Genomic DNA, 26,767 nt, shown 5'->3' with positions numbered 1-26,767 from the left:
TTTCGCATGCGCCTCCTTGAATGGGGGCGCATTTTTTTGTCATCCGGAAACGATATATTTAACATGTAGGGGTAGTTATCATGAAGTATATACTCTTTGGAGCATGCCTGCTGGTATGCTCCGCCTTCCTTTCCGCCTGCGGCATAAAAGAAGCCACCGTGACAGATAATAAAGCGATTGAAGTGCCGGACGGCAAGGAGACCAAGGCGATTGCCCTGCGGAAGGTCATCGTGAAATTGCCCCATGGAACTGAAATCGGGAACCTTAAAGCCGGATTGGGGTGCATCAATTATGGAAGAATGGCGTGGAAATCCGGAAAGGTCAATATCGGGGACGAGGAGTTCACAACGGTAAGAAAATACGCGTCGTGTTGGCGGACGGAACAAAGCTTGAAGGCCGAGTGCTCAAGTCCGATCCGCGTCAAGACGTGGGTTTGGTGAAAGTCGCCCCTCCCGCGTTCAAGGGACTCACACCCCGCACGGACGAACTGCCCGTGGGAACGGATGTCTATGCCATAGGAGCGCCAAGGATCATGCATCTTCAGGGAACGGTCAGCAAGGGCATTGTCAGCAGTTATCGGACCGACAAGCGCGGCAAATGGTTGCAGTGCGATGCAGCCGTCAATCACGGCAATAGCGGCGGTCCTCTGGTGGATGCTCAAGGGCATGTGGTCGGCATATGCTCGTGGGGGTTTTCCGGCGAGGATTCCCTGGGGTTGTTTTTTTTCATCCCCATCGCCGAAGCCGTCAGGCTGATGGGCCTGTAGGGCCAGCCGATCCAGGGTTTACTTTTGAGCAGGAATGCCTACCTTTGGAGCCAAGCGAAAAACCATAAGACGCTTTCTCGAAAGAACATCCAAAGGAAGCTTTCCCATGAAAACCATCGAAGTCAAAGGCATGAGTTGCAACCACTGCGTGCAGAGCGTGACCAAGGCCCTGTCCGCCGTCGACGGCGTGACCGGAGTCAAGGTCGATCTTCAAGGCGCCAAGGCCACCTTTGAGGAGGCCAAGCCAGTGGACGAGGCGGCGCTGAAGAAGGCCATCGAGGACGTAGGTTTCGAGGCCGGCAAGGTCAGCTAGTTTCCTGTCGATTTCACGAGTTTTCCCGCTGGTCGACGTTTTTGCGGGTGTGTTGCGGCAAACACGTCGACCAGTGCGGGATGTATTGGCCGACGGCGCCATATCCTAACGGCACCCTGTCGAGCATCGTCCGAACTTTCGCCCGCCAGCCTGGCGTTTCCCACACCGGATTCCCCCATGACCCAACACCTGGAGACCAACTGGAAAACCGTTTCACGCGTTCCCACCAGCCTCAAGCTGCCGGAAGTTTTCGTGAACGCGCTTGCGCCCGGAGCGCGCGTTTTGGACGCGGGCTGCGGGGACTGCCTGGCCGAGGCCGAACTGCACGGCCTGGGAGCGCGCTACGTCGGCCTGGACTGCAACGGTCCAAGCCTTGCCCGCGCCCGGGGCAGGGGGCTTGTCGTGGTGGCCGGCCAGGGGCAGAACCTGCCCTTTGCCGTGGACGCTTTCGACGCGGTGGTGTTTCGCGCGGTGTTTACCGTGTTGCCGAACCTGGAGGCCTGCGCCCGGGCCATGGCCGAAGCCCTGCGCGTGGCGGGACTGGTCTGCGTTGCCGACTTCCTGCAAACCTGGGACAACCCGGTCCATGCCGAACGCTATCGGCGCGATGAAGCCGCCACCGGAGAGCGGGGGGCCTTTTTTGTGCGCGAGGAAGGGAAGGTGCTCTTTCGAGCCCGTCACTTTACCGAAGAGGAGTTGCACGGCCTCGTTCGACAAGCCGGCGGCACGGTACGCGCCATGCTCACCCCGAACGTTTTCACTCGCACCGGCAAGCCCATTCGCGGGGTGTATCTGTTGGCCGAGCGGGCATGATCGCCCCGTTTTCCGGCGTGGAAGGGGCGGGGATCAGTTCGCCAGAAAGGTGCGCATGGCTGTGAGGGTGCTGTCCATGTCGGTTTCCAGGCGGAGGAGTTCCGCAAGAGCCAGGGTTTGATCCTTGGCCTTGGCGGCTTTTTCCACCCGAAAGGACCGTTCCCTGAGCCGTTCGGCCCCCATGGTGGCCGAGCCCCCCTTGAAGGTATGGGCCATGAAAGCCAGGGCTTCCATGTCGCCCGCTCTGGCGGCCCGCACCATTTCTTCGACCTTGTCGGGTTGCTGATCCACGAAAACCTGCACAAGTTTCTTGAGAAAATCCCGGTTGCCGCGCGCCTTCTCCAGGAGCCAGGCCTCGTTGAGAGCCATGAGGTGTTCGTTTTCCCGCTGCGGCTCCAGGGACCGCATGTCCAGCGCCTGGTTCAGGGCCTGGCGCATGTCTTCCAGGCTGACGGGCTTGGAAAGATAGCCGTCCATGCCGGCGGCCAGAAACCGTTCCCGATCGCCCTTGAGCGCATGGGCGGTCATGGCGATGATCGGCAGGTTGCGGGCCAGGCCCGGGACCTCGCCCGACCGAATGCGGCGGGTGGCCTCCAGACCGTCCACTTCCGGCATCTGGATGTCCATGAGCACGGCGTCCACCTTCTGGGCGGCCAAGGCGTCCAGGGCTTCCTGCCCGTTGTTCACGGGGATTACCGTGTGCCCGTCCTGTTCCAGGATCTCTATGGCGAAAAGCTGATTGATCAGGTTGTCTTCGGCCAACAAAATGGTCATGGATCGCGGCTTTTGCTCGGCGCGCGCGGGGGTGTCGCCTGGGGCGCCTGAAATGTTTTCGACCCCGAGCGGCACGTCAAAGCTGAAGACGCTACCCTTGCCGGGTTCGCTACGGGCCTGGATCGAGCCGCCCATGCCTTCCACCAAGCCCTTGCACAGGGCCAGCCCCAACCCGGTTCCGTAATGCTTGCGGGTGGGGGAGTTGTCCGCCTGGGTAAAGCTTTCGAAGAGCGTTTTCAGCTTCGACCGCGCGATTCCGGGCCCCGTGTCCCGCACCTCGAAACACAGGTTCACCCGGCCTGCGCGCGGCGTCTGGCCGTCCAGCCGCAAACGCAGGTTCACGGAGCCGGATTCGGTGAACTTCACCGCGTTGCCCACCAGATTCATGATGACCTGACGCAACCTTCCGGGATCGCCAACCGCCTCTTTGGGCACGTCGTCGTCCGTGCGCCAGGTCAGGGACAGGCCCTTGCGAGCCGCCAGGGCGGCATGCACGCAGATGGCCGATTCCACGGCCGGGCGCAAGGCGAACTTCACGGACTCCAGCTCGAGTTTGCCCGCGTCGATGGTGGAAAAATCCAGCACGTCGTCGAGAATGTCCGTGAGCGACCGGGCCGAAACCGTAAGCAGGTCCAGATAGGTGCGCTGCTTTTCGTTGAGCGCCGTGGCGGCCAGAAGTTCGGCCATGCCCAGAATGCCGTTCATGGGCGTGCGAATCTCGTGGCTCATGTTGGCCAGGAACCGGGCCTTGGCCTGGTTGGCGGCTTCGGCGGCCTCCTTCATGGACGTCAGTTCGAGTTCCATGGTTTTTCGGGCGCTCATGTCGCGCAGCGAAGCCAGGTACACCAGCCCGATGCCGCCCCAGTGGGATTGCACCGCCCGCATTTCCACGGTTTTGTTCCGTCCATCCGCAGTCTGGATGGATATTTCCTCGGGATTGTCGGTCGAAATCGTATGGGCAAAGGCCTTTCCCACCAAATCCTTGGGATCGCCGCCGAAAAGCGCACCGGCGTTCGGGTTGGCCAGAAGGATCTTGCCCTCCATGTCCAATACGAGAATGCCATCCGCATAGTCGGAAATCAGGCTCTGGAAACGGCGCTGGGTCAGGTGCAGCACCGACTGGGAGTCCATGGCGCGCTTGCAGATGAGCGCCCGGTCCAGGGCGGCGCGCAGGGCCTGGTCGAGCAGGGCCGGGGAAAGGCTCTCTCGGGGCAACACCAGGGCGATGTTTTCTTCCAGGCTCACGTGCAGGAACGTGCGGTCATTGCCGTCTCCGACGCCGAGGACGGGAATCAGACTGAAAGCCGAGGCGACCAGGGCTGGGGGTTGTCCCGGCGGCAGGGTGAGAGGCAGTCCCGCCACAATCACGTCGAAGGTTTCTTCGGCAAGGTGGGCCAAGGTTTGTCCCAGGTCGTTGGCCACGGTCAAGGAGATCTGAAAGCGGGACTTGTTGAGCAGAGGACGCAAATCCTTCTCCAGATCGCCTTGCGGATCGACGAGCAGGAGACGAAGGGGGCTGCCGGGGAGGAGGATTTTGTGACGCATCATTTTGGGAACCATATCCGCTTTCAACAAGCGTTATTGTCATAACCTATTTCGCCTACAATGCAAGACGTGTCGAAGACGCCCTGGGATGCGCTCGCCAGGACCCTTGACAAACCCCGCCCGGCGCGAGCAACAACGTGTTTTCCCGCCTCTAAGGAGAGACCCATGCCCAGAGCCCTCACCGTGTTCCTTTTCTGTCTGACGCTGACCGCCTGCATGCCCTCGATTCCCTTTGTCGGCGACGGCGACGACGTGGTCACCGCCGCGGACCAGAGCTACACCATGCACCTGGCTCCCAACTGGAGCGCCTCCGGCAAAAGCGCCAAGGCCGGAGAAAACGGCCAGGGCGCCGCGCGCGTCGTGGTTCACGCCGACAGCGCCCAGTCGCCACAGGGCTATCCCACCCTGGTGGTGCGCGAGGTGCGTGACCCCACCCCCCTGGGGCTCTTTGAACTCATGGCCAAGGACAAGCTGGAATTCTCCGAACTCTGGAGCGTCAGCAAGGACAAGTACACGCTGCAAGACGTCCAGGTCGATCCCAAGGGGCAAGTGCTGACCTACTGGCTTGTTCCCGTGGACGGTCGAGGCGTGGAATATTTTGGTGCCAGCTATCTCACCTCCTGGGGACGCCTTGAGCTGGTGGGCTTGGCCCAGGCGGGAACGGCGCGGAAGTACGCCAAGGATTTCAGCCAGATGTTTTCCTCCGTGCGCCTGGACGATAAGGCCGTTCCCAAAGGGACCAAGCCCGGAGACCTGGGCCGGTATCTGGCCCGCACCTACGCCAAGGCCATAGGAAGCGAACGCCAAGCCCTTTCCCGGTTGGCTTCGGACATAGCCTCGTACGCTTCTTCGGGGGCGGCGCTCGATCCGCAACAGAAGGGCATGCTCCAGATCACGTTCGCCAAGGCCGCCTCGGGCTGTCAGGAGGCTGCGGCCGCCCTGGAGTCCCAGCTTACCCAGCAGGCGGCCACGGGACGCGGAGCGGATCAGGCCTCGACCTGGCAGGCCCAGACCGACCGGCTGGACGCCCAGACCATGGCCATAGAGACCGTGGTCCTCAACCTGCGGGACAAAACCGCCATCGCCCTGGCGGAAAAGGCCCAGGTGCGGGCCAAGCGACTGGTGACCCTGGCGCGCGAGGCGGGCAAGCTGCCGATGTAGACTCGGCGGCGCGTCGGGCAAGGCCCTGACAAGAAAAGAGGAAATGATGAAGCGGCGCGTCCTCTCACGGGAGGACGCGCCGTTGTTTTGCCGGGAGGATCCTAGCAGCCTGTTGAAAAATCCTTGCTGGCTGGGTTGCTGCGAAAAACGCAAACCCTCACATATTCCAACTACCCTTCGGGCTTAACTTTTTCTCGCGTCTTGCCAGCAAGTTTTTTGAACAGGCTGCAAGAATCGACTTTTTGGGCGGGCTGCTAGAGATCGTAGAGTTTTTCGCCCGGAATAATGGTGATGTTGTTCTTTAGCAGCAGTTCGATGGCCTGGTCGGTCTTGTCGAAGCGGAAGATGATGGTGGCGGTCTGTTTGGGGTCCTGCACGAAGGCGTACATGTATTCCACATTGATGCCGCCGTGCGAGAGGATGTTCAGGATGGTGTAGAGTCCGCCGGGCTTGTCCGCCACTTCCACGGCCACCACCGAGGTCCTCCCCACGGTGAAGCCGATGTCCTTGAGAGCTTTCTTGGCCTTTTCGTGGTCGGACACGATCAGGCGCAGAATGCCGAAATCGGAGGTGTCCGCCAGGGAAAGGGCGCGGATCGAGATGTCGTTCTCAGCGAGGACGCGGGTCACTTCTTCCAGGCGGCCGGCCCGGTTTTCCAGAAAAATGGAAATCTGCTCGACTTTCATGGCATTCCTCGTGCGTTTATTTGCGCAAATCCAGTATCCGCTTGGCCTTGCCTTCAGAGCGCTCGATGCTTCTGGGTTCCACGAACTTCACCAAGGCGGTGACGCCAAGGTAATCCTTGATGTTGCGTTGTATCTTCTCTTCAAGGCGTTGTAAAACTTTGATCTCGTCCGAGAAGAGTTTTTCGTCCACTTCGACGTGCACTTCCAGGGTGTCCAGGTTGCCTTCGCGCTTGACCACCAGCAGATAATGCGGGGCCAGCCCTTCGGCTTCGAGCAGGATGGCCTCGATCTGGGAGGGAAACACGTTCACTCCGCGAATGATCAGCATGTCGTCGCTGCGGCCCATGGTCTTTCTCATGCGATGGAAGGTGCGACCGCACTTGCAGGGCACGGGATTGATGGCCGTGAGGTCGCGGGTGCGGTAACGCAACAGGGGCTGGGCTTCCTTGGTGAGGGTGGTGATGACCAGCTCGCCCACCTCGCCCCTGGGCAGGGGTTCTCCGCTCACCGGGTCGATGACTTCGACCAGGAAGTGGTCTTCCATGATATGCAGGCCGTCCTGGGCCTCGTGGCACTCGATGGAGACGCCCGGACCCATGATTTCGGAAAGGCCGTAGATGTCGATGGCCTTGATGCCCATCTTGGTCTCGATTTCGCGGCGCATTTCCTCGGTCCAGGGTTCGGCGCCGAAGATGCCGATGCGAAGAGGCAGGTTTTTGATGTCGATGCCCTGTTCGTGGGCGATTTCGTTGATGACCAGGGCGTAGGACGGGGTACAAGTCAACACGGTGGCCCCAAAGTCCTTGAGCAACATGATCTGACGTTTGGTGCTGCCGCCGGAAATGGGGACGATGGTGGCACCCAGTTCTTCCGCGCCGTAGTGAGCGCCCAGGCCGCCGGTGAACAGGCCGTAGCCGTAGGCGTTGTGAATGATGTCGCGGGCGTTGGCGCCGGCGGCCATCATGCATCGGGCCATGAGCCTGGCCCAGTTGCGCACATCGCGCCGGGTGTAGCCCACCACGGTGGAACGTCCGGTGGTGCCCGAACTGGCATGAATGCGCACCACGTTCTCCTTGGGCACGGCGAAAAGCCCATAGGGGTAGTGGTTGCGCAGGTCCTGCTTTTCGGTGAACGGCAAGAGCTTCAGATCGTCAAGCGTACGGATGTCGCTGGGCTTGATGCCGCGCGCATCGAACTTCTGGCGGTAGAAGGCCACGTTGGCGTATACCCGCTCCACCAGGGATTTGAGCCTGGTAAGCTGCAAGGCTTCCAATTCCTCCCTCGGGAGGGTTTCCGTATCGACGTCCAAGATCATCTGGCGCCTCCATAAGTATGAACGAACACGGTTTTCCTGCCCGATGACAAGCCGGGGCGTCAACAGGCGCGGGCAAAAAAACCAGTTTGCCCAAGCCGGGCAAATTCTTTATGCCAGGAGCGCAAACGTCAACACGCCAAGGATCGCATGATCAACACAACTTCCGCTTCAGCGCTTTCCACCCACGACAAAGTCCGCCTGGTGGCCGGTTGGCTTCAGGAAAAAAAAGCTCAGAACTTGACCGCTCTCGACATCGGCCGCATCTGCAACGTGGCCGAGGCCATGCTGGTGGCCAGCGTGTCCAGCGCCCGACAGGGCCAGGCCGTGGCCGACCACCTGCTGGCCATGTGCGCCGAACACGGCGTGTCCTTTCTGGGCATGGACGGCTACAAGACCGGCCAGTGGATCCTCGTGGATTTGAACGACGTGCTCGTGCACATCTTTCTCGATGACGCAAGAACCTTCTACAACCTCGAAGGCCTGTGGAGCGAGGGGGAGCCCATCGCGCTGCCCGAGCCGTCGAGCCCAAACCAGCCATGAAACACTCGCCCGTCGCCCTCATCATTCTGGACGGCTGGGGTCTGGCGGCGCCGAGCCCCGGCAACGCGATCACCCTGGCCAAGACCCCCAACCTCGACCGCCTGGCGGCCACGTATCCCCGCACGCGCCTGGCCTGCTCGGGACGAGCCGTGGGCCTGCCCCAGGGCTTTATGGGCAATTCCGAGGTGGGACACATGAACATCGGCGCGGGCAGGGTGGTCTACCAGGACATGACCCGCATCGACCTGGCCGTGGAAGACAAAAGCCTTTGGGAAAATGCCACGCTTGTCGAATTGGCGGCCCGGGCCAAGGCGTCCGGGGGCAAGGTCCACCTCATGGGCCTGGTTTCGGACGGGGGCGTGCACAGCCACCTTCGCCACCTTGAAGCGTTACTTGATGTTTTTCGAGGACTGGGCTGCCCGGATGTTTTTGTTCACGCTTTTCTCGATGGTCGCGACACGCCGCCCGAAAGCGGGGCCGGCTACGTCGAAAGCCTGGAATCCGCCTGCGCCCGCGTGGGGTGCGGTCGCGTCGCGTCGCTCATCGGCCGGTTTTGGGCCATGGACCGGGACAAACGCTGGGATCGCGTGGCCAGGGCCTACGCCGCCCTGACCGCCGGGCAAGGCCTGCTGGTGGACAACGCCGTGGACGGCGTGCGCCAGGCCTACGCCGTCGGCCAGACCGACGAGTTCGTGGAGCCGCGCTTGGTAAAGGGACCGACAGGGACTCCCCTGGCCCTGATCGAGGACGGAGACGCGGTGTTTTTTTTCAACTTTCGGGCCGACCGGGCCAGGGAGTTGACCCGGGCCTTCACCGAGGCGGATTTTGCGGAATTCCCCAGGGACAAGACCCCTCGCCTGGCCGCTTTTTCCACCATGACCGAATACGACTCCACCTTCGGACTGCCGACGGCCTTCGCCCCGGAAACCCTGGACCACACCCTGGGCCAAGTGGTGAGCGAGGCGGGGCTGACCCAGTTGCGCTTGGCCGAGACGGAAAAGTACGCCCACGTGACCTATTTTCTGAACGGAGGACGCGAGGAGCCCTTTGCCGGCGAAGACCGCGTCATGATCCCCTCGCCGCGCGACGTGGCCACCTACGACCTGAAGCCCCAGATGAGCGTGTACGAGGTGGCCCAAACGTTCGTGGACAAGGTCGCCTCGGACGCCTACGACATTCTGGTCTGCAACCTGGCCAACCTGGACATGGTGGGGCACACCGGCGTGCTCGAAGCGGCCGTGGCCGCCTGCGAGGCCGTGGACGAATGCGTGGGACGCATGGCCGCCGCGATTCTGGACAGGGGAGGGCGGTTTTTACTCACGGCCGACCACGGCAACGCCGAGGAAATGATTGACGCCAAGGGCGGCAAGATGACCTCCCACACGCTCAACGACGTGCCGCTTATCCTGGTGGACCCCGCGCGCGCGGACGCTCGCCTGAATCAAGGCAAGCTCTGCGACATCGCGCCCACGCTTTTGTCCCTGGCCGGCCTGGAGCAACCCCGCGCCATGACCGGCCGCAACCTTCTGGCGGATTGAGCCATGTCCGAAAAGAAAAAGCCCCTCACGCCGGTCAAGCCGGTGAACATGGAATTGGTGTTTCTCTATCCCTGTCCGTTCTGCGCCCGGGAGGTGCCCCTGGTGGCCCCCACCAAACCCACCATGGCGCATTGCGACTCCTGCCGGCAGCGCTTTCCCGTGGTGCCGGCCGACGACCGCACCGTGCGCTTCATGAAGCTCATGACCGCCTCGGGCCGGGCGGGCATCGACCCGGACTATCTTTAGCAATCCACATTGCGCCATGCATGAGGCCGTTTGCCGGAAATATTCATCCGGCAAACGGCCTCGTTTATCGACTCTCGCGCGGTGTCGGAACCTGATCCGCCACCCTGAGTTCCGGTTCGCTACTGCTCGGCCTTCGGTGTTTCCGGCTTGGCCTTTTCATAGGAAGTCGGACCGGTGAAATAATTGGTGCGTTCCAGCCACTGCTCGGGATAGCCGACCTTTACGGCCATCTTGTCCGGGCTGTTGACGAATCCCTGGCAATACTTGGCCACCAGTTCCGGGAAGAACTCCCGCCACGATTGCGTGGTCTCTTCCGCCGAGGCGCACAGCACCTTGGAGAATTCGGCCTGGGCGTGCTTGGGGTCCTTGTCCGCCCTGGCCTTCCAATGCTTCCTCAACTGTGCCACCCGCTTCACCGCGTCGTGCTCCACGCGGCAGGCGCGGTCGTGAATGTCCTTGGCGATGAGGCTGTAGCGGGTATTGGCGTATTCGGCCACCAGGGCGTACGTCCACCAGGCGGAATCATTGGAAAAGTGGCGAGTATCGCCCTGTTCGTAGCCCTTCGGAAGGGGCGCCACCGCCAAAGGCACAAAGACGGATTCCGCCGCCGTGTCCAGGGCCATCCAACAGACGGCGGCCAACGCAGCGGGCTCGTCCGGCTTGTACTGGTTGATGTAGGTATAGCCGCTGTAGACCATTCCCAGCGGTCTTTCCCATGCGCCCTGGAGCTTCCTGGCCGGAGTCACGTCGCCGCTGGGATCGGTGGGGCCCAGGACCCGGTTGGGGTTGCCGAACGGGCCGGCGGCGATTCCCTGGGTCAGGTCGAACTCGGTGCCCTCGTAGTGGTCCCGATGCATGCGCTTGAGGTCGGCCAGAGCGAGGGGCTTGTCCGGCTTGACGGAAAAGGGATAGGCCCGCGTGGTCCCGTTTTCCACCCAGGCCGGCAGGTTGAGGGAGGGCGCGGCCAGGGAAAGCGCCCGCCACACCCGGCGCAACGAATAGTAGGGATGGTTGTATTCGCCTTCGCTCACGGTGGTCAGCCAATCCATGGGCTTGGCGGGGTCCTTGGGGTTGCGCATCCCAAACTTGTCGACCGTTTCGAACAGGGTTTTTCCGTACATTTGGTCCGGATTGTCCGGGGTGATGTCGCGAATGCGAAATTCGTTTGCGGCGATGAAAAATTCACCGTCCGGAACGCGCTGGGCCACCCACAGTCCGCCGACGCCCGCGGGCGACGGGGCCATTTCCATGACCCAGGCTTCGTCCTTGTCGGCAACGGTCAGGGTCTCGCCGGTGCCGAAATAGCCGTACCGTTCGATGAGCTCACCCATGAGCTGGAGGGCCTCCCGGGCCGTCTTGCACCGTTCCAGGGCCACGCGCGACAGCTCCGACGAATAGAAGATGCGCTTGCCTGGTTCCGCCTTGCAGGTATTGAAAGCGCCGTCCGTGCATTCGCCGAACATCAGGCCGTGTTCGTTCAGGATGCCGTAGTTGCCGTCGAGATAGGCGTAGGTATGTCGCACCTGGGGAATGAAGCCTATCGGGATGGTGCGCGGCGTTTTGGGATGGTTGTACCCGGGGGCGCGGTTCGGGTCCGAGAGGCGCGGCACCGAGTAGGTGTGCGTGGCGGGATTCGCGGCTATTGCCGCCGCGGAGTCGTATACGGGGCGTTTGGCTCCCTTGGGCCAGTCCTTTGCGGGCACGTAGACGATGGATTGGTCCATGAGTTCGTCGTCATCGGAGTGACTGACCATGACGGAACCGTCGGCGCTGGCCCCCTTGGTGACAATTGTTGTGGTGCAGGCGGAATACGCGATGTTCTGCGAAAACAGCACGTGAAACACGAGGGCGACAAGAACCAGCAATTTCATTGTGTACTCCTTGGACTCCATTGCGGGTGGCGACCATGACATCAACAACGAACGATTGTTTTTCGTTGTGACCGATTCGAGGCGGGAAAGAGACGAAAAAAGAGTGAACATCCTGGGCGTCGCCATATCAGAAGCCGCATAGAGTCGCCAGGCGAATTGTTCAAGAAGGGAACTGCGAAAGTCTGGATTGGCCCGGTCCGAATCTAAAGTCGTCCCGAGAGAAACCACGCGAAACGTTTGGCGCGAAACCGCCCTCCCGGGCGGCAATCCTATGGACATCGGACCCGCAGGTTGGCTAATGTGTCGGAAACCACAAGGAGTTTCCGCATGCCCATCCATCCCCTTGCCGGTCGCCACGCTCCGCGTTCGCTGTTGGTGGACGTCCCCAAGCTGGTCAGCGCCTACTACACCGTCAAGCCGGACGGCTCGGACCCGGCCCAGCGTGTCGCCTTCGGCACCTCGGGCCACCGAGGAAGCTCTCTGACGGGCTCGTTCAACGAGGCCCACATCGCGGCCACCACCCAGGCCATCTGCGATTGGCGGGCCAAAAACGGCATCGACGGCCCGCTCTACATCGGCAAGGACACCCACGCCCTGTCCACCCCGGCCATGGCCACGGCCCTCGAAGTGCTGGCCGCCAACGAAGTCGGCGCCCGGTACGACTGGCGCGGCTACACGCCGACGCCGGTGATCTCCCACGCCATTCTGACCTTCAACCGGGGCAAGACCTCGGGCCTGGCGGACGGCGTGGTCATCACGCCCTCGCACAATCCTCCCCAGGACGGCGGCTTCAAGTACAATCCCCCCCAGGGCGGTCCGGCGGACACCTCCATCACCGCCGCAGTGGAGGAATTGGCCAACGCCTATCTTTCCAAGGGCCTGGCCGGAGTGCGCCGCATGGACTTCTCCGCCGCCCTCAAGGCCGGGTGTCTGGCCGAGCACGATTTCATCGCCCCCTACGTGGCCGACCTGGAAAACGTGGTGGATATGGACATCATCCACCAGAGCGGACTCAAGATCGGGGTCGACCCCCTGGGCGGGTCCGGCCTGGAGTTCTGGGAGCCCATCGCCGAACGCTACGACCTGGACCTGAGCGTGGTGGACGATACCGTGGACCCCACCTTCTCCTTCATGACCGTGGACCGCGACGGCAAAATCCGCATGGACTGCTCCTCGCCCTACGCCATGGCCCGGCTCATCGGCCTCAAGGACGGCTACGACGTGGCCTTCGGCAACGACCCCGACTACGACCGGCACGGCATCGTCACGCCCGAAGGCGGGCTCATGAACCCCAATCACTACCTGTGCGCCGCCATCTGGTATCTGTTCCAGCACCGGCCCAACTGGCGCTCCGACGCGGCCGTGGGCAAGACTCTGGTGTCGAGCGCCATGATCGACCGGGTGGCCGCCTGCCTCAAGCGCAGATTGTGCGAGGTGCCGGTGGGCTTCAAGTGGTTCGTATCCGGCCTACTCGACGGCAGTTACGGCTTCGGCGGAGAGGAGAGCGCCGGCGCTTCGTTCCTGCGTCGCGACGGAACGGTCTGGACCACGGACAAGGACGGGTTCATCATGGACCTGTTGGCCGCCGAAATGACCGCCCGAACCGGCGAGGATCCGTTCGTGATCTATTCCAGGCTGACCGAACGCTTCGGCGCGCCGGTTTACGAACGCGTGGACGCCCCCCTGACCCCGGCCGGCAAGGCGGCCTTCGCCAAGCTCACGCCGGAAAGCGTCACGGCCGAGACCTTGGCCGGCCAGCCCATCACGGCCAAGCTCACCCGCGCGCCGGCCAACTACGCGCCCATCGGCGGACTCAAGGTGGTGGCGGCCGACGGTTGGTTCGCGGCCAGGCCTTCGGGCACGGAGCCCGTGTACAAGATCTACGCGGAGAGCTTTCTGGGGCAAGAACACTTGCGCCACATCCAGGAAGAGGCCAGAGCCATGCTTGACAAGGCCTTCGCCGCCGGGAAGTGACCGGACGGCAACGACTGAAGAACCACGACGCGAACAACGCGTTCCCGGAGGACGGAAAGAGTCTTGGGAGCGAAACGTCGAATCTTCGCGTGGGGGTCCGCGAAAGCGCCACGCACGTGCTTCGCGGCCCCCGCAAGAAACAAGGGCCAACGGTATGCGTCCACTGTACCTTGTCGTGTTCGCCCTGCTGACGGGATGTCTGCTGGTGCGTTCGTGCACCAACTCCCCGGTGGCCGTGGTCAAGGCCGGCTTCTTGCCGGAAAATCCCACCGTGACCGTGGGATTGGCTTTCTCGGCCTATCCGGCCTTCAAATCGCAGCTCTGGGACAGCTACACCGGCCAGGACGGACAGGCCCTGGTCAAGGTCACGGCCGAATACCGACTCGACGTGCCCGAGGCGACCGTGTGCCCGCCCACGCGCGATCCCGATCAGGTCCGGGCGGGGCGCCTGTTTCTGGAAGTGCGCTTCGCCGTGAACATGCAGTCCAAGGCCATAGCCTACCTGGACTCCCGATTCCTGGCCTATTCGCCTTCCGGTTGGCCCAGGGCCTACCCGGCCGGCCTCAGCGTGGTGCAGGCCGTGCTCGCCGGGCAGCCCAGTTTTGATTGCTCCGTGCTGTACGCGCCAGGCCCATGACAGCGGCCCGGAAGGGACATTCCTCCCGGGCGCGACGTTTTAGGAAAAGCCGTCTTCCCGCAGGGGCGAGCACTTTCGGACCGGACGAAAACGCGGGCCCGGGGCGATGTGGCGAACCCACGCCCCAACATCCCCCGGGGCTTTCTCAGGAATTTTGTCTGGCCAGGTCCTCGAAAATGGACAAGGCCGCGGTGGCGCCTTGGCCCACGGCCGTAACGATCTGGCGCACCCCTCCGGTCACGTCTCCGGCGGCATAGACTCCGGGCACATTGGTGCGCATGCCCGCGTCCACCACCACGTCCCCGGCTTCGGTCAATTCGCAGCCGAGCCTGGCCGCGGCTTCGGAGTTGGCCGCTTCGCCGATGGCCACGAAAAGTCCGTCCGTCTTCACCTCGCGGGTCACTCCCGTGTCCAGGTCGCGCAAGCGCACGGCGCGCACCTTTTCCTCGCCCAGGATGGCTTCCACCACGCAGGGCGTGTGGGTGGCGATGCTTTCCCTGGCCAGGGACTCTTGCAGATGCTTTTCCGCCCGGAACTCCTTGCGTCTGTGGACAAGGGCCACGTCCACGCCCAAATTCTTGAGATACAGGGCGTCTGTCAGGGCGGTGTTGCCTCCACCCACCACCAGGGCCGTCTTTCCCTTGTACAGATAGCCGTCGCAGGTGGCGCAGTAGTTGACCCCGCGACCGAAAAACTCCTTTTCGCCGACCGCGCCGAGTTGCTTCCATTTCGCGCCCGTGGCCAGGAGCAGGGCCCTGGCCTCGATGTTCACCGAGGCTGTCCTGGCCTTGATGCCGGCCGGTCCGGCCGAAAGCTGCAGGACCTCGTCGAGAAGAATGGTGCAGTACTGTCGGGCCTGGGCGGCGGTCATCTCCATGAGGGCCACGCCGGGCACGCTGCGAAAGCCGGGGTAGTTCTCCACCACCGGGGTCAGGCTCACCTGGCCGCCGATGGCGGTCTTTTCCAGCACCAGGGTCTTGAGCCCGGCCCGGCCGGCGTAGATGCCGGCGGTCAGACCGGTTGGCCCGCCCCCGAGGATAAGCAGATCCACCGAGACGGTCTCGCCGGGCGCGAAGTGCGGTTTGCCGAACAGGGACTCCACTTCTTCAAGGGTGACCAGTTCGGCCATGAAGCGGGCTTCGGGCTCCTGCCCCACCACGGCCAGCTTGCCGGCGAACAGGGTGTGCGGCACGCTGCCCACCTTGTTCTGTTCGGCCAGGGCGGGCGCTTGGCTGGTCTCCACGCACCAGGCCTCCACCAGGCCGGGCCGCTCCACCGCCGCCCGAAAGGCGTTCACCACCTGGGGCGGACAGTAGGGACACGTGGGGCTCACGAACACTTGAACCAGCCGGGGTTCCTCCAAATCGGCCAGGATTTCCCGCGAGGCAGGGCTCAAGCCCGAATCCCGTTTGGAGGCCATGAGCACGGCTTCCACGAAACTGCGTCCTTCTTCTCCCAGGGGCGCGCCCAGAAAGCCGATGGAATAGCGCTCCGGCTCGATGAGCAACGTGGGCGAGTGGCTCACGCCCTTGGACTGGGACATTTCGTCCCCTATAGTATGGTAGTGGGGGAGAATCTTGTCCGATACCCTGGCCAAGTCGCGGGCGAAATGGATCAAGAAATCGTTGAATACGTCGCCCGCGCCGGGTAAAGTGAAAATATGGATGTTTACCGGGTGGACAAGCTCGGCGAAGAGTTCCGTCAACTGCTGACGGTTCTTTTCCGGCAAGAACCACTCGTTTTGCGCGTCATTGGGTGGAGCAGCGTTTTCAGCCATGATTTTTTCCTTATGGAGGCGCGGCGCGCCGGCTTTAAGGTCTTGGTCATGGCTCTTGTAGCCCTTTTTCCCCCTGTCTCGCAAGGACGGGCTTGAAGCTTGTTTGCTATCCGTTGTCGAGTCGGTACGATTCATACCAAAACCAAGGAGCGCTTCCATGCCGGACAAGACGCCAGGCATAGCGACCAGAGCCCTGCACGCCGGACAGACCCCCGACTGTCAGACCCATTCCCGAGCGGTGCCCATCTACCAGACCTCGTCGTACACCTTTCGCGACGCCGAACACGCCGCGAATCTCTTCGGGCTCAAGGAACCCGGCTACATTTACAGCCGCATCATGAACCCCACCACCGAGGTGCTGGAAAATCGCCTGGCGTCCCTGCATTCGGGACAGGCGGCCCTGGCCGTGGCTTCGGGCATGTCCGCCATCTTCTACGCCGTGACCACCATCGCGGCGGCGGGGCAGAACATCGTTTCGTCCACCAATCTCTACGGCGGCACGGTGACCCTGTTCGCCCACACGCTCAAGCGCTTCGGCATCGAGACCCGTTTCGTGGACTCGTCCGACCCGGAGAACTTCGCCCGGGCGGCCGACGAAAACACCCGACTCTTCTATACCGAGTCCATCGGCAACCCCCGCTGCAACGTGGACGACCTGGACGCCATCGCCCGCCTGGCCCACGAGCGGGGATTGCCCTTCATCGTGGACGCCACGGTCTCGCCGCCGCCCATGCTCAACGTCTTCGACCACGGCGCGGACCTGGCCGTGTACTCGCTGACCAAGATCATCGGCGGCCACGGCAACGCCATCGGCGGAGCCCTCGTGGAGCAGGGCGGCTTCGACTGGTCCCAGGGCGGCAGATTTCCCGAAATCACCGAGCCCGATCCTTCCTATCACGGAATCAATTTCTGGCAGACCTTCAACGGGTTCGACGGCACGCGCCACAACAGCTCGGCCTTCGCCCTGAAGGCCCGCTGCGGCATGCTGCGCGACACCGGGGCCTGCCTGGCTCCCATGAACGCCTTTCTGCTCCTGCAGGGACTCGAAACCCTGCCTCTTCGGGTGGTCAAACACTGCGAGAACGCCCTGGCCGTGGCCGAGCATCTCGCCGGACATCCGGCCGTGAGCTGGGTCAACTACGCGGCGTTGCCCGGCCACAAGGATCATGAACGGGCCACGGCCTATTTCCCCCACGGCCCCGGGGCGGTGTTCGGCTTCGGCGTCAAGGGCGGGCAGGAGGCCGGACGCAAGTTTATCGACTCGGTCAAGTTGTGCTCCCATCTGGCCAACATCCTCGACGCCAAGACCCTGGTGATCCATCCGGCGTCCACCACCCATTCGCAGCTTACGGAGCGGGAGCTGGTGGACGCCGGCGTGCCCCCCGATCTGGTGCGCATTTCCGTGGGACTCGAAGACATCGGCGACATCCTGGCCGACCTGGACCAGGCCCTGGCCGCGAGCCAGGCGTGAGCACGCCCTTCGCCGCCAGGCCCAAGCGCAGCCTGGGACAAAATTTCCTGGTCGACCCCGGGGTGGCCCGGCGCATCGTGACCGCCGTGGGCATCGAAGCGGGCGATACGGTGGTCGAAATCGGCCCTGGCCGGGGCGCGCTCACCGGATTTCTCCTGGAGTCCGCCGCCGGGCGGGTGCTCGCCCTGGAAAAAGACACCACCCTGGCCGAGGAGCTCAAACGGCTGCATCCCGATCTGGGCGTGGCCGCGGTCGACGCCCTGGCTGTGGACTGGTCCCGGCTCGACGCCTTGCCCGGACTGCGCTTGGTCTCCAACCTGCCTTACAATGTGGCTTCTCCGCTCATGTGGGACATCGCCAGAACCGTGCGCACCTTTCGCCGGGCGGTGTTCATGGTGCAAAACGAGGTGGCGGACCGGGTGGTGGCCGCGCCGCGCACCAAACAGTACGGAGGGCTTTCGGTCTGGCTGCAAAGCCATGTGCGCGCGCGAAAACTGTTCGTGGTTCCACCGGGGGTTTTTCGTCCCCGTCCCAAGGTCGATTCGGCGGTTGTGGAGTTCACGCCCCTGGCGGAACGCGACCTCCCGGCCAACCCCGTCGGGCTTGCCGCGTTGGTGAAAGGGCTCTTTAGTCATCGACGCAAGCAGTTGGGATCGATCCTGGGACGAAGTGGAGCGCCTTCCTGGATCGAGTACCTTGAAAATCAAGGTCTTGGCCCAATGTCCAGACCCGAGGAGCTTTCCCCGATCCAGATGATGGGACTTTTGCGCCACCTGGACCCGGAAGAAAACGGAAAATTTCCGTATCGGATCGAAAAGGGGAAACAGGCCGACAAACCGCAATCCCAGGGCTCTTCTCTGGACAAAGAGACCTGATTACTATACTCCTGAGCCGGCATCGGCGCTGTATCACGGCCAAATTTGGCGACTTGGCCCAAACAATCGCCGACGGCATGCCACCACTTATGCCAACAACCGGCGTGAACGCGAAACGTCGGCATTACCCGAGGAGGAACAGACAGATGACGAAGGCTGATCTGGTAGTCAAAATCTCTGAGAAGGCCGGTGTCACAAAAGCCAACGCCGAAAGAGCGCTCAACGCCTTTCTCGAAGCGGTGGAATCCACCCTGGTGTCCGAAGGCAAACTGACCCTGACCGGCTTTGGCACCTTCCTGGTCGAAGAACGCCAGGCCCGTACCGGTCGCAACCCCCGTTCCGGAGCAGAAATCCAGATCCCCGCTTCCAAGGTGGTCAAGTTCCGTCCCGGCAAGCTGCTCAAAGACGCTGTAAAATAACTCGCACCGCGGGAGAATGCCGCGTGCGGGGGGGCGCGTGGTCCGTAATCTTCCTTGGGTGTTTGGCGTCCGATTTGCGCTCGACCGTTTAGCCGCCGATGGCGACATCTGGGAATTTTGTCGGCATCGACGGCACGCATACCGAAAGAGACCACATGCGGTTCGCGGCGCGAAAGCTTGTTGGCCTATTTCCGCCCGGCCTCTGGCCGGGCGGTTTTTTTGGCCGAGAAAAAAAGTGCTTGCCTGGTTCGATCCCGTGGGGTATCTTTCCCTGCTTTATTGAATTAAGAATTTGCCGAGCGTCCGGCACAGACCGGAACGGAGAGGGGGTGATTGTCTTGCCCGGTGTCTATCTCGAGGAAACCGACAACTTCGATATCTCTTTGCGCCGCTTCAAAAAGCAGGTGGAGAAGGCCGGCATCCTCTCCGAGCTCAAAAAGCGGCAGCATTACGAGAAGCCCAGCGTCATGCGCAAAAAGAAGAAGGCTGCCGCCCGTAAACGGCTTCTCAAGAAAATGCGCAAAATCAACATGATGTAATCATGAGCCTCTCACAACGCATAGAAACGGACTTTGTGGCCGCCTACAAGGCCAAGGATGACGTTCGGGTGGCCGTCTTGAGGATGCTCAAGACGGCCGCCAAGAACAAGCAGGTCGAGTTGCGTCGTCCCCTCGCCGACGACGAACTGCTCGACGTGCTGGCCAAGCAGGTCAAACAGCGCCAGGAGTCCATCGACCAATTCTCCCAGGCCGGACGCAACGACCTTGCCGACAAGGAGCGGGCCGAGCTGGAGGTGCTGCGGGACTATTTGCCCCAAGCCCTCACCGCCGAAGAGACCGCCAAGGCCGTGGACCAGGCCGTGGCCAGCCTTGGGGCCACGAGCCTCAAGGACATGGGCAAGGTCATGCAGGCCGTGCTCGGAGCCAACAAGGGCCGAGTGGACGGCAAGCTCGTGAGCGAGCTGGTCAAGGCCAGACTTTCTTCCTGACAAGCGGCCTTTTCGTTCGGCCCTGGCTCGGTTGGCGCGGCATCCGCCCAGTCGCTTCGGTCGCGTCCTCGGTCCGCGCGGGCACTGTCCGCTTTCGAACCCAATCCCTTAACGGCTGGCCAAAGGTCGTACATGGACCCACGCTGCCTTTCTCATTTGGAATTTCCCAAGCTCCTGACCAGGCTCTCGCGCCTGGCCGTATCCGAAGCCGGAGCCCAGGCCTGCCTGGACATCGCGCCTTTGGAGGATTCGGCCGCGCTCGTCCGGCGTCAGGAGATCCTGCGCCAGGCCATGGACTGCGCGCCGGTCAAGGGTCTCGCCGTGGGGGCGTTTCCTCCCCTGGACGGCGTGTTCGTTTTCCTCGGCCAGGCCAGGACCTCCCTGGACGCCGACGGCCTGTGGGCCGTGCGCGAAGCCCTCGACTCCGCCAAAACCCTGCGTGACGCCTTCGCGGATGACGAGTCGGCCGAGCGCTGGCCGTTGCTGCGCGAAATGGCGCTCTCCGGCGGATGGCCCGCCCGCCTGCATCCCGCCCTCAAACGCTGCCTGGGCCGCGACGGGGGATTGCGCGACGAATCCTCCCCGGAACTGTTCGCCGTACGGCAGGAAATCCGGCGCATCCATCAGCGCTGCACCAGCCAGGTCAAGGATTTCGTGAGCAAGGAGGGACTGGCGTCCTACCTGCAGGACGACTTCATGACCATTTCCTCCGACCGCTACGTCCTGCCCCTCAAGACGAATTTCAAGGGACGTCTGCACGGCATCATCCACGACTATTCCCAGACCGGAGAAACCTGCTATTTCGAGCCCATGTTCCTGGTGGAGGTGAACAACCGCCTGCAGGAACTCAAGCGCGAGGAGCGCGAGGAAGAGCTCAAGGTGTTGGCCTATCTCACCGGCCTGGCCCGGGCCGAGGAGGCCGAACTGCGCGGGGCCTACGCCCTGGCCGTGGACATGGACGTCCTTTTGGCCCAGGTGAAGCTGGCCGGACTCTTCGACGGCCAGGTTCCCGAGGTGGGAGCGCAAGCCCCGGTGGAGCTCTTTGGAGCCAGGCACCCCCTGTTGGCCCTGGCCGAGAGTGGCAAGGCCCGGCCCGTGGACATTGTTCTCAGGCCCGGACAGCGCGCCCTGATCATCAGCGGAGCCAACGCGGCCGGCAAGACCGTGTGCCTGAAGACCCTGGGGCTTTGCGCCCTCATGGTCCTTTCCGGCCTGCCGGTTCCGGTGCGCGAAGGCAGTCGCCTGCCGTTCTGGAACGAAATTTTCGTTTTCATGGGCGATGAACAGAGCCTGGAGGATCACCTTTCCACCTTCACCGCCCAGATCAGCCAATTGAGCCGAGTCTGGTCCAGCCTGGGGGGGACTTCGCTGGTCATCCTCGACGAGTTCGGGGCCGGCACGGACCCGGCCCAGGGAGCGGCATTGGCCCAGGCCGTGGTGGACAAGATGCTCGATAGGGGCGTCTACGTGGCCGCGGCCACCCACTTTCCCGCGCTCAAGGCCTACGGCCTGGCCCGCGAGGGCGTGCGCTCGGCCAGTATGCTTTTCGATCCCAAGACCAAAAAGCCCCTCTACGTGCTGGCTTACGACCAGGTGGGGGCTTCGGTGGCCCTGGACGTGGCCCGCGACTGCGGCTTGGCCGAGGAAATTCTCGAACAGGCCCAAAAATACTTGCTCATGGAAGGGGCGGACACGGCCAAACTTTTCGATCGTCTGAACGAACTGGCCCTGGCCCGCGAGCGCGAGGTGGACGAGCTGACCCGCCAACGCGGCAAGCTGGAACAGAAACGCAAACACTTGGCCGAAGTGTTCGAACGCGACCGGACCCGGCTGCTCGCCGAACTGCGGACCAAGGCCCAGGAACTCCTGCGCGCCGTACAGGCCGAAAAGATCGGCCGCAAGCAGGCCCTCAAGGAACTCGCCGAGGTGCGCCGCACGGCCGAATCCCTGGCGGAAAAGCACGACGAGGCCGAACGGCCGGGCGGGGCGGCCGCCCCTTCCGGTTTGGTCTGGGAAACGCTCTCCGAAGGAACGCGGGTTCGCCTGTCGGGCTGGGACAGGCCCGGCGTGGTGCGCGACAAGGACGAAAAACGTCGCCAGGTCAAGGTGGACATGGGCGGCGTGAGCCTGTGGGCCGGCTTCGACGACCTGCGCCCGGACGCCGTGGGCGGACAGTCCAAGCCCAGCCTGCCGACCAAGGTCCAAACGCCGGCCAAGCCTGTCCTCGGTCCGGTGCTGACCCTTGACCTGCGCGGCCTGCGGGCCGACGCGGCCATAAGCGAGCTGGCCGGTTTTCTGGACCGGGCCATCCTGCGCGGCGCGTCCCAGGTGGAGGTGGTGCATGGCCGGGGCACTGGCGCGCTTCGGCGCGAAGTGCATGCCTTTCTGAAGGATTCCCCCGTGGTTGCCGGCTACCATGTGGCCACGGAAGAACACGGCGGCGACGGCATGACCGTGGTGGATATAAAATAGCTCCCGGAAACGGGAAAAACCCGCCAGGCCCCTTGCCTGCCCGGCATTCGGACTTACGTAGTTTCCCGACCGACTGGCCACTGCCCATGAAACATGCAAGCGGGGATATACAAGCCCTCAAGTCTCGGCTCAATCTGGTCGATATAGTCAGGCGATACGTTTCGCTTCGTCAGGTTGGAGGGAGACTGGTGGGCCTTTGTCCGTTTCACAACGAAAAGACGGGCTCGTTTTCCGTGAACGTGGAAAAAGGGTTCTTCTATTGTTTCGGCTGCCAGGCGACCGGGGATGTCATCGATTTCTATTGCCGGATAAATGGCCTGGACTTTCGCGAAGGCCTGGAGCAGCTCGCCCGGGAAGCGGGCATGACCCTGGGGGAATTCCGGTCCGACCCCAAGAAGGAAAAGGCCCGCAGACAGCGCCAGGCGGCTGGGGAAATGCACGCCTTGGCGCGCGACTTTTTTCGCCAGTGCCTGGCCTCGCCCGAGGGGCGCACGGCCAGGGACTACCTGCATCGGCGCGGCGTTGCGGGCGAGATGGTGGAACGGTTTCAACTGGGGTGCGCCCCGGCGGACTGGCATGGACTGGAAAACTTTCTGGCCCAACGCGGGTTCCAGGCCCAGGAGGCCGTGACCGCCGGCCTGCTCAGCCGCAACGAGCAGGGCAGGGTGTGGGACCGGTTTCGCGACCGGCTCATGTTCCCCATCCACGAACTTTCGGGCAAGGTGGTGGCTTTCGGCGGACGGATCATGGCCCAGGGAGAGCCCAAGTACATAAACAGCTCCGACACGCCCATCTACAAGAAAGGGGAGCATCTTTTCGGCCTGCACCAGGCCAGGGTCCATCTCAACCGGGGAAATTCAGCCTTGCTCACCGAGGGATATCTGGACGTCATCGCCTTGCATCAGCATGGGTTTCCCCATGCCTGCGGGGTGTTGGGCACGTCGCTCACCCAGACTCAGGTGAAACGTCTGTCCGGCCTGACCCGACAGGTGACCCTGGTCTTCGACGGCGACGCGGCCGGCGAAAAGGCCGCCTTGCGCAGCGCCCAGATGCTCATCGCCCAGGGCGTGGCCTGCAAGGCCGCGCTGCTGCCCCAGGGCGAAGACGCCGACAGCCTGCTCAAGTCCGGCGGGGCCCAGGCGTTTTCCCGGGTGCTGGACACGGCTCGCGAGGGCCTGGATTTCTGCCTTTCCACCATGCGGCGCAAGGGATCGTCGGCCGAGGTGGTGGAGTGGGCGCTTGCCTTTCTCGACGAACTGCCCGGAGCGCAGGAGCGCGCCGTGCTGCTGACGCGTTTGGCCCAGGGGCTGGGCCTGGCGGAACATGAACTGCGCACCCTGGCCGCCGGGCGCGCCAAGGGCGGACGGTCCCAGACCGCCGGAAGCCATGAGGGCCGACGCGCGCCCCGCAGCCGGGCCAGCCTTTCCCCGGGAGCGAAAAAGGACGCCGAGTTGCTCGAGTTCGCCATCCGGGCACCGGGCTACGTGGTGGAAATGGATCGCCTGGGCCTGGACGAACGCTTTTCCACGGACCGCGCCCGGTCCTTTTTTGCCGTGCTGGCCGCGCATCCCGGCCAGGACGTGCTGCCGTTTCTGGACGAACGCCAGAAGAGCTTTTGGGGACAGTGTTCCAGCAAGACCCGACTTTCCGAAGGCGAAGTGGTCAGCTGGTGGGAAGATATACGCTCGTTCATCGACCGCGAAAGCCTGGAAGGGCGCAAGCGGGAACTCACCTTGGCCATGCGCCTGGCGCACGACAGGGGAGACGGTGCGGAAGAGGCGCGTCTCTATCGGGCCTTAAGTGATCTTTTGGGGAGGAATGCGTGAGCAATATCAAAGATATACAGCAGATAAAAAGCCTCATCGCCAAGGGAAAGGAAAAAGGGTTCCTGACCTTTGAAGAGGTGAACAAGGCGTTGCCCTCGGAGTTGTCCACCAATCCGGAGCAGATCGAAGAGGTCATCTCCATCTTCGACTCCATGGACATCGCCATTGTCGACACCGACAAAGAGGTGCGCAAGATCGAAGTGATCCCGGCCGAAGGAGAAGAACCGGCCGAAGCCGAACTCGAACTCACCGAGTCCGAGGACGCCCTGGACTACTCCTCGCGCAGCACCGACCCGGTGCGCATGTACCTGCGCGAAATGGGAGCCGTGCCCCTGCTCGATCGCGACGGCGAGGTGACCATCGCCAAGAAGATCGAAGGCGGCGAAATGGACGTGCTCTACGCCCTGGTCGAGGTGCCCGTGGCCATCGAAGAGCTGATCCAGGTGGGCGAAGACCTCAAGATCGGACGCATCAAGCTCAAGGACGTGGTCAAGACCATCGAAGAAGACGACCCCTCCGAAGACGAGATGAACCAGCGCCAGCGGGTCATCTTTCTGCTCGAAGAGCTCAAGGGCATCTTCAAGAAACGGCGCAAGATCTACTCCAAGCTGGATTCCTGCGCCTGTCTGGAACGCCGCGTGGCCGGCGTGCAACGCGAGATCATCGCTTTTAAGGAAGAAGTGGTCGGCCGCTTGCGCGACATCAAGCTGGAAAAGACCCTGATTGATCGGGTCATCGAGACCGTCGAAGACTACGTGCGCCAGATGCACAACTGCCAGCGCGACTTGTCGGCCTACATTCTTTCCACCGGCAAGACCCAGTCCGAGATTCAGTCCCTGTTCACCCAGATGGAAGCCCGCGAAATCAACCCCATGCTGGCCGCCGAGGCCCTGGCCATGACCGTGGAGGAGGTCTTTTCCTTCAAGGAAATGATCATGGCCAAGATGGAAATCCTCACCCGTCTGCAAGACAAATGCTGCCACCACGTTTCGGATCTCGAAGAGGTGCTGTGGCGCATAAAGCGCGGCAACAACGCCGCCCAGCGGGCCAAGCAGGAACTCATCCGGGCCAACCTGCGCCTGGTGGTGTCCATCGCCAAGAAGTACACCAACCGCGGCTTGCAGTTTCTCGACCTTATCCAGGAAGGCAACATCGGCCTGATGAAGGCCGTGGACAAGTTCGAGTACCAACGCGGCTACAAGTTCTCCACCTACGCCACCTGGTGGATCAGGCAGGCCATAACCCGCGCCATAGCGGATCAGGCCCGCACCATTCGCATTCCCGTGCACATGATCGAAACCATCAACAAGCTCATCCGCACCTCCCGCTACCTTGTGCAGGAACTCGGCCGCGACCCCACGCCCGAGGAGATCGCCGAGCGCATGGACTACCCGCTCGAAAAGGTGAAAAAGGTGCTCAAGATCGCCAAGGAGCCCATCTCCCTGGAAACCCCCATCGGCGACGAAGAAGATTCGAGCCTGGGAGATTTCATCGAGGACAAGAAGGCCCTGGCCCCGGCCGAGGAAGTGGTCAACACCAAGCTCATGGAGCAGATCGCCAAGGTGCTCTCCGACCTGACCCCGCGCGAGGAACAGGTGCTGCGCAAGCGCTTCGGCATCGGGGAAAAGAGCGACCACACCCTTGAAGAAGTGGGCAAGCTCTTCAACGTCACCCGCGAGCGCATCCGCCAGATCGAGGCCAAGGCGCTGCGCAAGCTCCGGCACCCGGTGCGCAGCCAGCATCTGCGCAGTTACTACGAAAGCTAGCACCGCGTCTCTGGAAACGCATCCACGCGTTTTTCCAGACCTGCGCTTCTTTGATGCGCGCCATACTCTTTTAAAAGCTTCCAGAGTTCAGGCAAAGGCCAGGGAATCCGTTCCCTGGCCTTTGCCTTTGCGGCCCCTTGCCCGGGAGGAAAAACATTTCGTTTCACGCAACAAAATGTGAAGCGATGATTGAACTTTTCTTGACAATCGGCGATTGTCCGATGCGTCGCACGAGCACGGCCTGAACACAAGAACCGAAAAAAAACAGCAGCAAGACCGGCCTTCTCTCCCGCAAAACACGCCATGTCCGACAACGCCTCCTCGCACAGCGCCAGCGAATATGATGACGCGATCGCCAAAACGATCCCGTACTACGGCCTTTTCCACGAAGAGGCCCTGGACTTTGTGCGTACCGTGGTCCCGGAGCCGAACACGTGGCTGGACACGGGCTGCGGCACCGGGTCCATGGCCAACAAGGTTCTGGCGGCTTTCCCCGGCGTCCGGCTCGTGCTGGCCGATCCTTCGCAAGCCATGTTGGACACGGCCAGAAGCAAGCTTGGCCCAAACCCCGTGGTGGAGTTCGTACCGGCTCCCACGCAGGACCTGGACCTGGCCTCCGACAGTCTGGACGTGATCACGGCCATTCAGGTCCATCACTATCTGGACCAAGACGCGCGGCGAAAGGCCACGGCCAATTGCCGGCGCATGTTGCGCGCCGGGGGCGCGTACGTGACCTTCGAAAACATTCGGCGCAGCGCCGGGGCGGGGCAGGGGGCTTTTCTGGAGCAATGGAAACGCTACCAGATAGCGGGCGGAAAAAGCCCTGAACAAGCCGAAGCCCATATCGGAAGGTTCGGGGTACGCTACTTTCCCATCGGGATCGAAGACCACCTCCAGCTCCTGCGCCGCGCCGGCTTTGCAACCGTCGAAGTGCTGTGGGTCTCTAGAATGCAGGCCGGCTTCTGCGCCTTGAAGTAGCACAGCGGCCCGCCCT

24 protein-coding genes are annotated in these 26,767 nt (G+C 62.7%); 19 read left to right on the top strand and 5 right to left on the bottom strand.

Translation table 11 applies throughout. The features are described from left to right. The first annotated feature begins 80 nt into the window (after positions 1-80). The 4 genes from ACYQ01_RS01295 to ACYQ01_RS01280 all read left to right on the top strand — a co-directional run bounded on the left by ACYQ01_RS01295 (position 81) and on the right by ACYQ01_RS01280 (position 1,892). Positions 81-440 carry a hypothetical protein gene (locus ACYQ01_RS01295; RefSeq protein ID WP_459932027.1) on the top strand — a complete coding sequence of 120 codons (360 nt, stop codon included), beginning with the start codon at positions 81-83 and terminating at the stop codon, positions 438-440. Further along, positions 368-766, top strand: coding sequence for a S1C family serine protease (locus ACYQ01_RS01290; RefSeq protein ID WP_459932026.1), 399 nt, complete (start codon positions 368-370; stop codon positions 764-766). The genes ACYQ01_RS01295 and ACYQ01_RS01290 overlap by 73 nt, the downstream gene beginning before the upstream one ends. Before the next feature lie 106 nt (positions 767-872). Further along, on the top strand, positions 873-1,079 hold the full coding sequence (locus tag ACYQ01_RS01285; RefSeq protein WP_459932025.1) for a heavy-metal-associated domain-containing protein: 207 nt from the start codon (positions 873-875) through the stop codon (positions 1,077-1,079). Positions 1,080-1,256: 177 nt separating this feature from the next. Further along, positions 1,257-1,892 (top strand): class I SAM-dependent methyltransferase, encoded by a 636-nt coding sequence (locus tag ACYQ01_RS01280; RefSeq protein WP_459932024.1) that lies wholly within the window; start codon positions 1,257-1,259, stop codon positions 1,890-1,892. A 33-nt stretch (positions 1,893-1,925) separates the two neighbouring features. Here the strand turns inward: ACYQ01_RS01280 and ACYQ01_RS01275 are convergent, their stop codons facing one another. Then, on the bottom strand, positions 1,926-4,214 hold the full coding sequence (locus ACYQ01_RS01275) for an ATP-binding protein (protein ID WP_459932023.1): 2,289 nt from the start codon (positions 4,212-4,214) through the stop codon (positions 1,926-1,928). Positions 4,215-4,376: 162 nt separating this feature from the next. Here ACYQ01_RS01275 and ACYQ01_RS01270 point away from each other — a divergent pair, with 162 nt between their 5' ends. Beyond that, complete coding sequence (locus ACYQ01_RS01270) at positions 4,377-5,372, top strand: hypothetical protein (protein ID WP_459932022.1); 996 nt, start codon at positions 4,377-4,379, stop codon at positions 5,370-5,372. Between the two features lie 254 nt (positions 5,373-5,626). Here ACYQ01_RS01270 and ACYQ01_RS01265 read toward each other — a convergent pair whose 3' ends face one another. Both ACYQ01_RS01265 and ACYQ01_RS01260 read right to left on the bottom strand, forming a co-directional pair. Then, the gene (locus tag ACYQ01_RS01265) at positions 5,627-6,058 is read right to left on the bottom strand and encodes an ACT domain-containing protein (RefSeq protein ID WP_459932021.1); all 432 of its coding nucleotides are present in this window, start codon (positions 6,056-6,058) and stop codon (positions 5,627-5,629) included. Positions 6,059-6,074: 16 nt separating this feature from the next. Further along, the gene (locus tag ACYQ01_RS01260) at positions 6,075-7,373 is read right to left on the bottom strand and encodes a phenylacetate--CoA ligase family protein (protein WP_459932020.1); all 1,299 of its coding nucleotides are present in this window, start codon (positions 7,371-7,373) and stop codon (positions 6,075-6,077) included. A gap of 147 nt (positions 7,374-7,520) precedes the next feature. On the opposite strand from ACYQ01_RS01260, the gene rsfS reads away from it, so the two are divergent. The 3 genes from rsfS to ACYQ01_RS01245 are packed head-to-tail and all read left to right on the top strand — an operon-like array spanning position 7,521 to position 9,697. Continuing rightward, on the top strand, positions 7,521-7,913 hold the full coding sequence (gene rsfS, locus ACYQ01_RS01255) for a ribosome silencing factor (protein WP_459932019.1): 393 nt from the start codon (positions 7,521-7,523) through the stop codon (positions 7,911-7,913). Continuing rightward, a complete protein-coding gene (gene gpmI, locus ACYQ01_RS01250) occupies positions 7,910-9,451 on the top strand; it encodes a 2,3-bisphosphoglycerate-independent phosphoglycerate mutase (RefSeq protein WP_459932018.1) in 1,542 nt (513 codons plus the stop codon). Before rsfS ends, gpmI begins: the two co-directional genes overlap by 4 nt. A 3-nt stretch (positions 9,452-9,454) precedes the next feature. After that, the gene (locus tag ACYQ01_RS01245) at positions 9,455-9,697 is read left to right on the top strand and encodes a hypothetical protein (protein WP_459932017.1); all 243 of its coding nucleotides are present in this window, start codon (positions 9,455-9,457) and stop codon (positions 9,695-9,697) included. A 119-nt stretch (positions 9,698-9,816) separates the two neighbouring features. Here the strand turns inward: ACYQ01_RS01245 and ACYQ01_RS01240 are convergent, their stop codons facing one another. Beyond that, the gene (locus tag ACYQ01_RS01240; protein ID WP_459932016.1) at positions 9,817-11,568 is read right to left on the bottom strand and encodes a dipeptidase; all 1,752 of its coding nucleotides are present in this window, start codon (positions 11,566-11,568) and stop codon (positions 9,817-9,819) included. A 327-nt stretch (positions 11,569-11,895) separates the two neighbouring features. Here ACYQ01_RS01240 and pgm point away from each other — a divergent pair, with 327 nt between their 5' ends. Beyond that, the gene (gene pgm, locus ACYQ01_RS01235; protein ID WP_459932015.1) at positions 11,896-13,542 is read left to right on the top strand and encodes a phosphoglucomutase (alpha-D-glucose-1,6-bisphosphate-dependent); all 1,647 of its coding nucleotides are present in this window, start codon (positions 11,896-11,898) and stop codon (positions 13,540-13,542) included. Between the two features lie 154 nt (positions 13,543-13,696). Then, the gene (locus ACYQ01_RS01230) at positions 13,697-14,179 is read left to right on the top strand and encodes a hypothetical protein (RefSeq protein WP_459932014.1); all 483 of its coding nucleotides are present in this window, start codon (positions 13,697-13,699) and stop codon (positions 14,177-14,179) included. Between the two features lie 145 nt (positions 14,180-14,324). Here the strand turns inward: ACYQ01_RS01230 and ACYQ01_RS01225 are convergent, their stop codons facing one another. After that, positions 14,325-15,956, bottom strand: coding sequence for an FAD-dependent oxidoreductase (locus ACYQ01_RS01225; RefSeq protein WP_459932013.1), 1,632 nt, complete (start codon positions 15,954-15,956; stop codon positions 14,325-14,327). 157 nt (positions 15,957-16,113) lie between these two features. Between ACYQ01_RS01225 and ACYQ01_RS01220 the strand changes: the two genes are divergently transcribed. The 9 genes from ACYQ01_RS01220 to ACYQ01_RS01180 all read left to right on the top strand — a co-directional run bounded on the left by ACYQ01_RS01220 (position 16,114) and on the right by ACYQ01_RS01180 (position 26,751). Then, positions 16,114-17,427 carry an O-acetylhomoserine aminocarboxypropyltransferase/cysteine synthase family protein gene (locus ACYQ01_RS01220; protein WP_459932012.1) on the top strand — a complete coding sequence of 438 codons (1,314 nt, stop codon included), beginning with the start codon at positions 16,114-16,116 and terminating at the stop codon, positions 17,425-17,427. Then, positions 17,424-18,302, top strand: coding sequence for a 16S rRNA (adenine(1518)-N(6)/adenine(1519)-N(6))-dimethyltransferase RsmA (rsmA, locus tag ACYQ01_RS01215; RefSeq protein WP_459932011.1), 879 nt, complete (start codon positions 17,424-17,426; stop codon positions 18,300-18,302). The genes ACYQ01_RS01220 and rsmA overlap by 4 nt, the downstream gene beginning before the upstream one ends. Positions 18,303-18,448: 146 nt before the next feature. Beyond that, entirely contained in the window at positions 18,449-18,721 is a 273-nt protein-coding gene (locus ACYQ01_RS01210) for an HU family DNA-binding protein (protein ID WP_459932010.1), read from the top strand. A gap of 338 nt (positions 18,722-19,059) precedes the next feature. After that, positions 19,060-19,260, top strand: coding sequence for a 30S ribosomal protein S21 (gene rpsU / locus ACYQ01_RS01205; protein WP_459933872.1), 201 nt, complete (start codon positions 19,060-19,062; stop codon positions 19,258-19,260). A gap of 2 nt (positions 19,261-19,262) precedes the next feature. Further along, the gene (locus tag ACYQ01_RS01200) at positions 19,263-19,709 is read left to right on the top strand and encodes a GatB/YqeY domain-containing protein (protein ID WP_459932009.1); all 447 of its coding nucleotides are present in this window, start codon (positions 19,263-19,265) and stop codon (positions 19,707-19,709) included. Positions 19,710-19,841: 132 nt separating this feature from the next. Further along, positions 19,842-22,181, top strand: a complete 2,340-nt coding sequence (locus tag ACYQ01_RS01195) for an endonuclease MutS2 (RefSeq protein WP_459932008.1) — start codon at positions 19,842-19,844, stop codon at positions 22,179-22,181. A gap of 86 nt (positions 22,182-22,267) precedes the next feature. Then, on the top strand, positions 22,268-24,007 hold the full coding sequence (gene dnaG / locus ACYQ01_RS01190) for a DNA primase (protein ID WP_459932007.1): 1,740 nt from the start codon (positions 22,268-22,270) through the stop codon (positions 24,005-24,007). Further along, positions 24,004-25,773, top strand: coding sequence for an RNA polymerase sigma factor RpoD (rpoD, locus tag ACYQ01_RS01185; protein WP_459932006.1), 1,770 nt, complete (start codon positions 24,004-24,006; stop codon positions 25,771-25,773). Before dnaG ends, rpoD begins: the two co-directional genes overlap by 4 nt. Positions 25,774-26,076: 303 nt before the next feature. After that, on the top strand, positions 26,077-26,751 hold the full coding sequence (locus ACYQ01_RS01180) for a class I SAM-dependent methyltransferase (RefSeq protein ID WP_459932005.1): 675 nt from the start codon (positions 26,077-26,079) through the stop codon (positions 26,749-26,751). The last annotated feature ends 16 nt before the right edge of the window (positions 26,752-26,767 follow it).

Source organism: Fundidesulfovibrio butyratiphilus, assembly GCF_054657235.1.
Note: the sequence above shows the minus strand (reverse complement) of the source record. Positions and strands in the feature narration are given on the sequence as shown.

Bases quoted from the DNA above. Each gene is read 5' to 3' on its own strand.
- ACYQ01_RS01210 (WP_459932010.1), top strand. From the start codon at position 18,449: ATGACGAAGGCTGATCTGGTAGTCAAAATCTCTGAGAAGGCCGGTGTC.
- gpmI (WP_459932018.1), top strand. From the start codon at position 7,910: ATGAAACACTCGCCCGTCGCCCTCATCATTCTGGACGGCTGGGGTCTG.
- ACYQ01_RS01260 (WP_459932020.1), bottom strand. From the start codon at position 7,373: ATGATCTTGGACGTCGATACGGAAACCCTCCCGAGGGAGGAATTGGAA.
- ACYQ01_RS01220 (WP_459932012.1), top strand. From the start codon at position 16,114: ATGCCGGACAAGACGCCAGGCATAGCGACCAGAGCCCTGCACGCCGGA.
- ACYQ01_RS01265 (WP_459932021.1), bottom strand. From the start codon at position 6,058: ATGAAAGTCGAGCAGATTTCCATTTTTCTGGAAAACCGGGCCGGCCGC.
- ACYQ01_RS01280 (WP_459932024.1), top strand. From the start codon at position 1,257: ATGACCCAACACCTGGAGACCAACTGGAAAACCGTTTCACGCGTTCCC.
- ACYQ01_RS01245 (WP_459932017.1), top strand. From the start codon at position 9,455: ATGTCCGAAAAGAAAAAGCCCCTCACGCCGGTCAAGCCGGTGAACATG.
- ACYQ01_RS01180 (WP_459932005.1), top strand. From the start codon at position 26,077: ATGTCCGACAACGCCTCCTCGCACAGCGCCAGCGAATATGATGACGCG.
- ACYQ01_RS01195 (WP_459932008.1), top strand. From the start codon at position 19,842: ATGGACCCACGCTGCCTTTCTCATTTGGAATTTCCCAAGCTCCTGACC.
- ACYQ01_RS01285 (WP_459932025.1), top strand. From the start codon at position 873: ATGAAAACCATCGAAGTCAAAGGCATGAGTTGCAACCACTGCGTGCAG.
- ACYQ01_RS01240 (WP_459932016.1), bottom strand. From the start codon at position 11,568: ATGAAATTGCTGGTTCTTGTCGCCCTCGTGTTTCACGTGCTGTTTTCG.
- ACYQ01_RS01200 (WP_459932009.1), top strand. From the start codon at position 19,263: ATGAGCCTCTCACAACGCATAGAAACGGACTTTGTGGCCGCCTACAAG.
- ACYQ01_RS01295 (WP_459932027.1), top strand. From the start codon at position 81: ATGAAGTATATACTCTTTGGAGCATGCCTGCTGGTATGCTCCGCCTTC.
- dnaG (WP_459932007.1), top strand. From the start codon at position 22,268: ATGAAACATGCAAGCGGGGATATACAAGCCCTCAAGTCTCGGCTCAAT.
- ACYQ01_RS01275 (WP_459932023.1), bottom strand. From the start codon at position 4,214: ATGATGCGTCACAAAATCCTCCTCCCCGGCAGCCCCCTTCGTCTCCTG.
- pgm (WP_459932015.1), top strand. From the start codon at position 11,896: ATGCCCATCCATCCCCTTGCCGGTCGCCACGCTCCGCGTTCGCTGTTG.
- ACYQ01_RS01230 (WP_459932014.1), top strand. From the start codon at position 13,697: ATGCGTCCACTGTACCTTGTCGTGTTCGCCCTGCTGACGGGATGTCTG.
- ACYQ01_RS01270 (WP_459932022.1), top strand. From the start codon at position 4,377: ATGCCCAGAGCCCTCACCGTGTTCCTTTTCTGTCTGACGCTGACCGCC.
- rsfS (WP_459932019.1), top strand. From the start codon at position 7,521: ATGATCAACACAACTTCCGCTTCAGCGCTTTCCACCCACGACAAAGTC.
- ACYQ01_RS01225 (WP_459932013.1), bottom strand. From the start codon at position 15,956: ATGGCTGAAAACGCTGCTCCACCCAATGACGCGCAAAACGAGTGGTTC.